We start from the raw sequence: 9,901 nt of genomic DNA on the forward strand, positions 1-9,901 counted from the left end.
GTCCGGCCGCGCCCCTACGCCTATGGCGCGGTCTGGGCCACGGTGCCGGCCGCGGGGCTGCGCCTGGACCGGCTGGAGCAGCGCTTCCGTGCGGCGCGCGAGATGCTGGGGCTGCTGCCGGTCGGGCGGGTGCCGGGCGACGACACCCCGCGCGCCATCCTGTTCTGGAGCCTGCGGGTGGCGGAGCATTCGGCTCTGGTGGCGGCGGGGATCGGGGCGTGGCGGCGCCGCGTCCTCGACCTGTGGCCGGAGATCGAGCCGACGATCGCCGGCATCACCGACACGGCCCAGCTGACGCTCGCCCGCTACGCCCAGGCGACTCTGCCCCGGCCGTTCGGCGACCGCATCGCCTTCATCGGCGACGCCGCCCATTCGACCAGCCCGCAGCTCGGCGCCGGGGTAACGATGGCGATGCTGGACGGCGCCGCCCTGGCCGACGCCCTGGCGACGGCGCCGGACATTCCCGCCGCCCTGGCCGCCTATGCCGCGCGGCGCCGGCGGCACATCCGCTTCTACCAGCGCATGAGCGCGCTGCTGACCCCGGCCTTCCAGTCCGACAGACGCTGGATCGGCAGCCTGCGCGACCTGACCTTCCATCCCTCGACGCGGCTGCCCTGGATGCGCCGCCGGATGGTCGAGACCTTCGCCGGCCTCGCCCTCGGCCCCTTCGCCCGGACCAGCCCCGCGATGCTGGCCGGCGCCGCCGCGCCGATCGCGGAGGGTGCTTCTCTGGATCGAGAAGTTGTCCGATAATTCAGATGGTTGTGATTTGACCTTAATCGTGATCCGGCTCGCTCCGACGGCGCAGATCCCGCCGCCTGCGGCGGAAATAGCGGATACGTCAACGCATGAGCGAATCCGCCTAGTCGACGCTGCCGGGCCGGCCTAGGATCACCCTGCCCATGAAACAGGGGGGTGCATCGAATGAGAACAATCTTCCGCGGCGCCATCGCCGCGATCCTGCTCGGCTGCGCGACACTGCCGGCCCGGGCCGAGACGCCGAAGGACACGCTGGTCCAGGCCTACCGCATCGACGACATCATTAGCCTCGACCCGGCGGAGGTGTTCGAATTCTCGACCACCGAGTACATCAACCAAGTCTATGACCGGCTGATCTACTACAACGCCCAGGACCCGGCGAACTTCCTGCCCGGCATCGCCGAGAGCTGGACCGTCGCCGATGACGGCAAGAGCTACAGCTTCAAGATCCGCGACGGGGTCAAGTTCCACTCCGGCAACCCGCTGACGGCGGAGGACGCGGCCTATTCGATCCGCCGCGCCATCAAGCTGAACCTGTCGCCGGCCTTCATCGTCGGCCAGTTCGGCCTGACGGCGGAGAATGTCGACACGATGGTCACGGCGCCGGACGCGCGGACCTTGGTGTTCAGGACCGACAAGGCCTACGCGCCCAGCTTCGTCCTCAACTGCCTCAGCGCCACCGTCTCCTCGGTGGTCGACAGCAAGGTGGTGGAGGCGAACGCCAAGAACGGCGATTTCGGCCATGAATGGCTGAACACCCACTCGGCCGGCTCCGGCCCCTACGAGCTCGGCGGCTGGAAACCGAATGAGAGCCTGGTGATGAACCGGTTCGACGACTACTGGCGGGGCAAGCCGGGCTTCAAGCGGATCTTTTTCCGCCATGTGCTGGACCCGACCTCCCAGCTGCTGCTGCTGCAGAAGGGCGATGTCGACATCGCCCGTGGCCTGACCGGCGAGCAGCTCGAATCGCTGAAGTCGAACCCGGACGTGACGGTGCAGGAGGTGCCGCGCGGCACCCTCTGGTACCTGTCGATGAACACCCAGACCGAGCCGCTGAAGAAGGTCGAGGTGCGGCAGGCGCTGAAATACCTGATCGACTATCAAGGCATGGCCGACAGCTTCATGAAGGGCCTCGCGGTCCCGCATGAGAACTTCCTGCCCAAGGGCTTCCTCGGCGCCCTCGACGACCTGCCGTTCAAGCTCGACGTCGACAAGGCCAAGCAGCTGCTGGCCCAGGGCGGCTACCCCAACGGCTTCCAGATCAGCATCGACGTGCCGAACGGGTCGCCCTATCTCGAGATGGCGCAGTCGATCCAGGCGACCTTCGCCAAGGCGGGGGTGGAGCTGCAGATCATCGCCTCGGACGACAAGCAGCAGACCAGCAAGATCCGCAGCCGCAAGTATCAGACCGCGATCGGGCGCTGGGGGCCGGACTATCAGGACCCGCACACCAACGCCCAGAACTTCGGCATGAATCTCGACAATGGCGAGAACCCGCCGATGAAGACCACGGCCTGGCGCACCTCCTGGGACATCCCCGAGCTGACCAGGCAGACCGAGGCCGCGGTGCTGGAGACCGACACGGCCAAGCGCCAGGCGATGTATGCGGACCTGCAGCGCCAGATCCGCGACACCGGTCCCTACGCCTTCATGTTCCAGCAGGTGGAGACGGTGGCCGCGCGGAAGAATGTCCAAGGCCTGGTCTGGGGCCCAGGGACGGAGAACGATTTCTTCTGGCAGGGCAGCAAGCAGTGACCGTCGGGGCCGGCCGGTCCGCAGGGGCCGGCCGGCCTGTTCGGCCTCAATATCCGAGCTGCAGCAGGTTGTTCATGCCGAATTGCGGCAGGAACAGCCATTCGATCTCGACGATGTTGTTGGTCGGCACGCCCCAGTTCACCAAGTCCCCGAGCGTCTGCTGATAGCCCTGATCCGTGGCGTTCTGGTGGGCATAGGCGACGTAGACGGCGTTGTAGGGCGGCCCGGCCGCGCCGATGGCGGCCATCGCCGCATTGAAGCTGCCATTGGGGATGGCGCCGGCATTGGCGTGATAGACATAGCCGGTGGTGCTGGCCGTGGTGACGTAGCAGACCGAGGCGCAGGTGATCAGGCCGAAGGACCGGACGACCTCCGGCGCCAGCCCCGCCTGGATCGTGACGCCCTGGCCCGGGCCGAGATTGGTGACCGCGCCCGGCGGGCTGCCGAGCGTGGGAAAGGGCACGTTCGGCGGCGGGTTGGTGCCGCTGACGAGCTGCAGCAGGCCGGTGACCGTCAGGGCCTGCTGGCCGACGATCTGGGCGGCGGGAACGGTGTAGACCACGGGCGCCTCCTGGGGTGGCGGACGAATGTCCGAATTCCAGGACGCGGCAGCGCGGGAGTTGTGAAACCGGATAGAAGGTCAGGCGGCCTCCCGCGCCACCAGATGGCCGCCGCCGACATCGGCCAGGTCGACCAGCTCCGGGCGGTAGTCGACCGGCCGCACCGGGCTCGGCACCTCGCCGGACAGGCGCTGGAAATGGTCGCGGCGGCGGCGCGGATCGGCGATCGGCACCGCCTGCATCAGCTTCTTCGTATAGGGGTGGCGCGGATCCTCGAAGATCTGGCGGCGGGTGCCGGTCTCGACGATCTGGCCGAGATACATCACCGCGACGCGGTGGCTGATCTGCTCCACCACCGCCATGTCGTGCGAGATGAACAGATAGGCGAGGCCGAGATCGGCCTGCAGCTCATGCAGCAGGTCCAGCACCCGGGCCTGGACCGAGACGTCGAGGGCGGAGACGGATTCGTCGGCGATGATCGCCTTGGGCGACAGGCTCAGCGCCCGGGCGATGCAGATGCGCTGACGCTGCCCACCGGAGAATTCATGCGGATGGCGGTGGCGCAGCTCCGGCGCCAGCCCGACGCGGCGGAACAGCCATTCGACCCTGTTGGCCAGCTCGCCGCCCTTGGCCAAGCCATGGATCACCAGCGGCTCCGCCACCAGCTCGCCCACGGTCATGCGCGGGTCGAGCGAGGCGTAGGGGTCCTGGAACACCATCTGGATGTTCCGGCGCAGCGGCTTCAGCGCGGCTGGCCCCAGCCCCGCGGCCTCCGCCCCGGCGATGCGGATCGAGCCGCGCCAGGGGACCAGCCCCATCAGTGCCTTGCCGGTGGTCGACTTGCCGCAGCCGCTCTCGCCAACCAAGGCCAATGTCTCGCCCGGGTTCAGCGCGAAGGAAAGATTCTCGACCGCGTGCACGCGCCTGACCGTGCGCTGCAGCAGCCCGCCGGCGATGTCGAAGCGGACGGTCAGGTCTTTCACGGCAACGATCGGCTCATTGGCCGCCTGGGGCAGGGCAGGGGCCTCGGCGCGCAGCGGCGCGTCACGGCCGGCCATCTGGCCCAGCTTCGGCACGGCCGCCAGCAGCTGCCTTGTGTAGTCCCGGGCCGGCGCCTCGAACAGCGGCACCACAGGCCCGCTCTCCACCACCCTGCCCTGGCTCATCACCACCACCCGGTCGGCCATCTCGGCCACCACGCCCATGTCGTGGGTGATCAGGATCAGCGCGGTGCCGAACTGGCGCCGCAGGTCGCGCATCAGCTCCAGGATCTGGGCCTGGATGGTGACGTCCAGCGCCGTGGTCGGCTCGTCGGCGATCAGCAGCTTCGGCCGGCAGGCCAGCGCCATGGCGATCATCACCCGCTGCCGCATGCCGCCGGACAGCTCGTGCGGGTGCTGCCGCAGCCGCCGCTCGGGCTCGGAGATGCGCACGGCCTCCAGCGCCTCCAGCGCCAGCTTGCGGGCCGTGGCGCCGTCGACCTTGCGATGGGCGCGGATCGCCTCGGCGATCTGCCGGCCGACCGACATCACCGGGTTCAGGCTGGTCATCGGCTCCTGGAAGATCATGGCGATCTCGCCGCCGCGCACCCGCCGCATCTGCCGCTCGGGCAGCGCCAGCAGGTCCCTCCCCTCCAGCAGCACCTGGCCGCCGGCGACCCGGGCCATCGGCTGCGGCAGCAGGCCCATGATCGACAGCGACGTCATCGACTTGCCGCTGCCCGATTCCCCGGCGATGCACAGCGTCTCGCCGGGGTTCAGGTCGAAGCTTAGATCCTCAACCACCAGCTTCGGCCCTGCCGGCGTCGCGACCTGCGTGCGCAGGCCGCGGACGCTCAGCAGGGGCGTGGAGGCGCCGCTCATTCGAAGACGATGCGCGGGAAGTAGAAGGACACCACCCAGTTCGGCTGGTCGACGATCTCGCTGATGCGCAGGTCGCCGCAGACCGAGCACAGCATATAGGCATCGACCGCCGCCATGCCGCGGGTGCGGCACAGAAGCTCGACCATCTCCGCCACCGCGATGCGCGCCCCCTCCATCAGGTCGGGACCGACGCCGGTCGTCACCTCATAGCCCTTGGCGTCGAGATGGCGCGTCACCGGGCCCGGCGTGCTGAAGCGCGGCATCCGGAGATTGGCGCCCTTCACCAGGTCGAGCTTCAGCGTCACCTTCATCGGGCTCTCGATGGCGGTGCCGCAGACCTCGCCGTCACCCTGGGCGGCATGGGTGTCGCCAATCGAGAACAGAGCCCCCGCCACCTCGACCGGCAGCCACAGCGTCGCCCCGGCCGCCAAGTCGCGGATGTCGAGATTGCCGCCGACCCGCCGCGGCGGCACCACCGAATGCAGGCCAGGCTCGGCCGGCGCTACCCCGATGGTCCCGGCGAAGGGCTTCAGCGGCACCTTCGCCAGGGTCGAGAACAGGGCCGGGGCCAGCGTGTCGGCCTCATAGCGCCAGACATGCAGCGCCGGGTCCTTGAACTGGTCCGCCAGCAGGCCGAAGCCGGGGATGTTGGCGGTCCAGCCGAAGCCCGAGGGCGCGTAGTGGTCCAGCGTGATCTTCAGCGCATCGCCCGGCTCGGCCCCGTCGACCAGGATCGGCCCGGTGACCGGGTTGACCTTGCCGAAGTCGAGCGTGGCGACGTCGGCCACCGTGCTGGAGGGAGAGAGCTGCCCGGCCGAGCTGTCCAGGCAGTCGAACTCCAGCGTCGTCCCCGGCGCCACCGTGGCCACCGGCGGAAAGTCGCGGTTCCAGCCGAAATGGTGGTGCGCGCCGTGGATGGTGTGGTGGTGATGGGGGTTACTGGGCATCTTTGGCATACACGTTGTCGTAGTTGACGGGGATGTGGACCGGGTCGACGAACAGGGCGTCGTCCCCGCCCATCCGTTCGGACCGGATGGTGTAGCGCTGCTCGTTGAACACCGGCGCCCAGGGCGCGTCCTTCATGACGTCGAGAAAGATGTCCCGCCACTTGGCCTCGCGCTCGGCGCTCTTGGCCGGGGCGGCGATCGCATCCGCTTCGGCCGCGCGCTTGTCCAGGTCCGCGTTGCAGTACCAGGACCAGTTCCAGCCGCCGGGCACCGCGCCGCCGCAACCCAGGATCGGGCCGTAGAAGTTGGAGGGGTCCGGGAAGTCGGCGATCCAGGCCATGCCGCCCGACCAGATCATGGTCGACTGCTTCTCGTCGCCGCCGGCGGCGATGACATTGGCCTGGGCGAGGGCCTTGATCTCGGCCTTGATGCCGATCTGGGCCAGATCCTGCTGGATCGCCTGGGCGATGCGCGGCTGCGGGTCGGTGTTCGCGACATAGAGGTCGGTGGTGAAGCCGTCGGCCAGCCCGGCATCGGCCATCAGCTTCTTGGCTCCGGCGACGTCATAGGCGTAGCCCTTGTAGTCGGCGGCGTAGCCCGGCATCGACGGCGGCAGCGGCTGGTTCGCGGGTTTGGCGCGGCCGTTGATGATGCGGATGATGCGATCCTTGTTGATCGCCATGTTGACCGCCTGGCGCACCCGCACGTCGTCGAAGGGCTTCGCCTTGACGTTCATGGTGATGTAGCCGGTGTGCAGCTGGCTGCCCTGGATGATCAGGCCCTTGTAGGCCGGGTCCTGGGTGACCTCGAGGAACTTGGCCGGCGGGATGCCGTCGCCGGCGATGTCGACCTCGCCGCGCTGCAGCCGCAGCAGGGCCACCACCGGCTCCTGGCCCACCTCGAACACGATCCTGTCGAGATGCGGCAGGCCCTTGTGGAAATAGTCGGGGTTGCGCTCGAACACGATGCGCTGGCCCAGCGTCCATTCGGTCATCCTGAAGGCGCCGGTGCCGACCGGGTGCTTGCCGAAATCGGCGCCGTACTTCTCGACCTCCTCCTTCGGCACGACGTGCGAGAAGTTCAGCGCCATCTTGTGCAGGAAGGGCGCGTCCGGCCGGGTCAGGTGGAAGACGACCGTGTAGTCGTCCGGCGTCTCGATGCCGCTCAGCTCCTTGGCCTTGCCCTTGGACACGTCCTCGAAGCCCTGGATCGAATCGAAGAAGCCGGCGCCCGGGCTCTGCGTCTCCGGCTGCACCACGCGGTCGAGCGAGTATTTGACGTCGGCGGCCTTCAGCTCGCGGCCATTGTGGAACTTGACCCCGTGCCGCAGCTTGAAGGTGTAGGTCAGGCCGTCGGCCGAGACCTCGAAGCTCTCCGCCAGCTCCGGCACCAGATCGGTGGTGCCGGGCTTGTAGTCCATCAGCCCGTCGAACAGGCTCTTGATCATCGACCAGTTCTGCCAGTCGTAGCCGATGGCGGGGTCGAGGGTCGACACGTCGTCCTTGTAGGTGACGGTCATGGTGCCGCCCGGCTTGATGTCCTGCGCCATCGCCGGCGAGGCGAGGGCCAGTGTCAGCGCGGCGGCGCCGGCGAGCAGCAACGACTTCAGCATGAAACCTCCTGTCTGGGTTCGGGGCGGTTGTCGGTCACCGCAGCTTGATCCTCGGGTCGATGAAGGGGGCGATCAGGTCGGCCAGCAGGTTGCCCAGCACGATGGCGACGGCCGAGACCAGCGTCACGCCCATGATGATCGGGATGTCGATGCGCTGGATCGCCTGCCAGGTCAGCTGGCCGATGCCGGGCCAGCCGAACACGGATTCGACGACGACGATGCCGCTCATGAACAGGCCGATGTCGATGCCGATCATGGCGATGATCGGCAGCAGCGCATTGGGCAGGGCATGCGCCAGCACCACGCGCCAGGCGCCTAAGCCCTTGGCCCGGGCGGTGCGCATGTAGTCCTGGCGCAGCACGTCCAGCATCGCCGACCGCATCATCCGCGAGTACCAGCCGGCACCCAGCAGTCCGAGCGTCAGCGAGGGCAAGACAAGATGCGCGAAGCTGCCGTAGCCGCTGAGCGGGAACCAGGCCAGCTGCCAGCCGAAGACGTAGAGCAGCAGCATGCCGACCACGAATTGCGGCGCCGAGACGCCGACGAAGGAGGTCAGCATCAGCGCATGGTCGGTGGCGGTGTTCCGCCGCAGCGCCGCGACCACGCCCATGGTCAGGCCCAGCGCCAGCTCGCAGACGATGGCGCCGACCATCAGCAGCAGGCTGGCCGGCAGGCGGCTCATGATCAGCGTCGCCACCTCGGTCCGCTGCAGGTAGGAGCGGCCGAGATCGCCCTGCAGCAATGCTGTGAGATAGCGCAGATACTGCTCGTGGAACGGCAGGTCGAGGCCGAGCTGGGCGCGGATATTGGCCACCACCTCCGGCGTCGCGCTGCGCCCGGCGATCTGCCGCGCAGGGTCGGCCGGCAGCAGGTACAGCAGCACGAAGGTGACCAGGCTGACCCCCAGCAGGATCAGCACGGCCTGGACCAGGCGGCGGAGCAGATAGGCGCCCATCAGTGCCGGCCCTTCTGCGTCGGATCCAGGATGTCGCGCAGCGCGTCGCCGACCAGGTTGAAGGCCAGGGCCAGCAGGATGATGGCAGCGCCGGGGATGAACACCAGCCAGGGCGCGGTCGAGAAATAGGTCTGGTTCTCGAAGATGATGTTGCCCCAGCTCGGCGTCGGCGGCTGCACCCCGATGCCGAGGAAGGACAGCGTCGCCTCCAGCAGCACCGTGGTGGCGATGCCGAGCGTGCCCCAGACGATGGTGGTGGACAGCAGATGCGGCAGCACATGACGCAGCAGGATGCGGCCGCGGGAGGCGCCGAGGCCCCATTCCGCCTCGATGAAGTCGCGCTCCGCGATCGACCGGGTCTCGGTGTAGATGATCCGGGCGATCTGCACCCAGTTCACCATGGCGATGACCAGGGCCACGATCCACAGCGACGGCTTGAAGATCGCGGCCAGCACGATCGCCAGCAGCAGGGCCGGGAAGGCCATCATCAGGTCGGTGAAGCGCATCATCGCAGCACCCAGCCAGCCGCCGACGAAGCCGGCGACGACGCCGAAGAAGGTGCCGATCAGCACCGCCGCGCCGTTGGCGACCACGCCGATGATCAGCGAGGTCTGGGCGCCGTAGACCAGGCGCGAGAACATGTCCCGGCCCAGCAGGTCGGTGCCCATCCAGAAACGGCCGTCCGGGGGCAGGGGCGCGCCCTCCAGCGTCAGCCCGTCGAACAGCTGCTCGTCGGGCGAGAAGGGCACGATCCAGGGGGCGAACAGGGCCGCGGCGACAACGACCAGGATCACGACCAGCCCGAACAGGGCCAGCTTGCGACGCAGGATCTGCTTCAGGATCGCCACCCTCAGCCTCCGCGCCGGCCAGCGGCCGGGTCCGTCGGACCGGCGGCAAGGTCGAGGCAATGCTCCTCGATGCTGCGGCGGCGCTGCATCGCGGCGCTGCGGATCTCGCGGAAGGCGTCGGCCTCGTTCAGCCCGCGCTGCGCCATCAGCGTCAGGATGGCGCGCACCACCACGGGCCGCAGGCGCAGCCTGGTCTCCAGATCGGCGATCCGGGCTTCGCGGTCGCGGCGCTCGGCGAAGCCATGCTCGGCGATCACCAGGGCGCTGAACACGCCGCCGGATGCGACCGGCTTCAGCAGATGGCCGGTGGCGCCCTGGGCCAGCACCCAGTCCAGCCGGCCCGGCGCCTCCGACCCGATCAGGGCGACCAGCGGCATCGGCGGCGCGCCGGCGGGCCAGGGGAACTGGCCGTCATGGGCTGTGTCGGCGTCGAACAGCACGAAATCGGCGGAAAGGTCAGCCTCGGCCAGCGCCGGCCAGGCCGGGCGGGCGGCGATGCCCAGCCGCTCCAGCTGGCGCAGCACCGCATCGGCCGCGGGGTGGGGCCGGTGCAGCACCACGGCGCTGCGGCCGCGGAAATTGGGGGTGGGGACGCGGCGCATG

At 68.9% G+C, this 9,901-nt stretch carries 9 protein-coding genes; 2 read left to right on the forward strand and 7 right to left on the reverse strand.

Annotated features, from left to right (window positions below):
* Together P409_RS16410 and P409_RS16415 are read left to right on the forward strand one after the other, a co-directional pair.
* Positions 1-753: FAD-dependent monooxygenase (locus P409_RS16410; RefSeq protein WP_193366499.1), on the forward strand; the 753-nt coding region annotated here is incomplete at its 5' end.
* 171 nt (positions 754-924) lie between these two features.
* Complete coding sequence (locus tag P409_RS16415) at positions 925-2,514, forward strand: ABC transporter substrate-binding protein (RefSeq protein ID WP_034839398.1); 1,590 nt, start codon at positions 925-927, stop codon at positions 2,512-2,514.
* A 46-nt stretch (positions 2,515-2,560) separates the two neighbouring features.
* Here P409_RS16415 and P409_RS16420 read toward each other — a convergent pair whose 3' ends face one another.
* From P409_RS16420 to P409_RS16450, 7 genes are all read right to left on the reverse strand, one after another.
* Positions 2,561-3,076: a hypothetical protein gene (locus P409_RS16420; RefSeq protein ID WP_034839403.1), complete on the reverse strand. Its 516-nt coding sequence runs from the start codon at positions 3,074-3,076 to the stop codon at positions 2,561-2,563.
* Positions 3,077-3,154: 78 nt separating this feature from the next.
* The gene (locus tag P409_RS16425; RefSeq protein WP_034839408.1) at positions 3,155-4,936 is read right to left on the reverse strand and encodes an ABC transporter ATP-binding protein; all 1,782 of its coding nucleotides are present in this window, start codon (positions 4,934-4,936) and stop codon (positions 3,155-3,157) included.
* Positions 4,933-5,883, reverse strand: coding sequence for an acetamidase/formamidase family protein (locus P409_RS16430; RefSeq protein ID WP_034839413.1), 951 nt, complete (start codon positions 5,881-5,883; stop codon positions 4,933-4,935). Before P409_RS16430 ends, P409_RS16425 begins: the two co-directional genes overlap by 4 nt.
* Complete coding sequence (locus P409_RS16435) at positions 5,873-7,495, reverse strand: ABC transporter substrate-binding protein (protein ID WP_052120765.1); 1,623 nt, start codon at positions 7,493-7,495, stop codon at positions 5,873-5,875. The genes P409_RS16430 and P409_RS16435 overlap by 11 nt, the downstream gene beginning before the upstream one ends.
* Before the next feature lie 34 nt (positions 7,496-7,529).
* Positions 7,530-8,450 (reverse strand): ABC transporter permease, encoded by a 921-nt coding sequence (locus tag P409_RS16440; protein WP_034839417.1) that lies wholly within the window; start codon positions 8,448-8,450, stop codon positions 7,530-7,532.
* Positions 8,450-9,298 carry an ABC transporter permease gene (locus tag P409_RS16445; RefSeq protein WP_052120767.1) on the reverse strand — a complete coding sequence of 283 codons (849 nt, stop codon included), beginning with the start codon at positions 9,296-9,298 and terminating at the stop codon, positions 8,450-8,452. The genes P409_RS16440 and P409_RS16445 overlap by 1 nt, the downstream gene beginning before the upstream one ends.
* Before the next feature lie 2 nt (positions 9,299-9,300).
* A partial coding sequence (locus tag P409_RS16450) for an ANTAR domain-containing response regulator (protein ID WP_034839420.1) occupies positions 9,301-9,901 on the reverse strand: 601 nt, incomplete at its 5' end.

Origin of the sequence: Inquilinus limosus MP06 (assembly GCF_000767795.1) — a bacterium.
Classification (GTDB): Bacteria; Pseudomonadota; Alphaproteobacteria; order DSM-16000; family Inquilinaceae; genus Inquilinus; species Inquilinus limosus_E.

Excerpts from the sequence above, each read along its gene's own strand:
- P409_RS16415 (WP_034839398.1), top strand. The coding sequence starts at position 925 with ATGAGAACAATCTTCCGCGGCGCCATCGCCGCGATCCTGCTCGGCTGC.
- P409_RS16425 (WP_034839408.1), bottom strand. The coding sequence starts at position 4,936 with ATGAGCGGCGCCTCCACGCCCCTGCTGAGCGTCCGCGGCCTGCGCACG.
- P409_RS16430 (WP_034839413.1), bottom strand. The coding sequence starts at position 5,883 with ATGCCCAGTAACCCCCATCACCACCACACCATCCACGGCGCGCACCAC.
- P409_RS16435 (WP_052120765.1), bottom strand. The coding sequence starts at position 7,495 with ATGCTGAAGTCGTTGCTGCTCGCCGGCGCCGCCGCGCTGACACTGGCC.
- P409_RS16440 (WP_034839417.1), bottom strand. The coding sequence starts at position 8,450 with ATGGGCGCCTATCTGCTCCGCCGCCTGGTCCAGGCCGTGCTGATCCTG.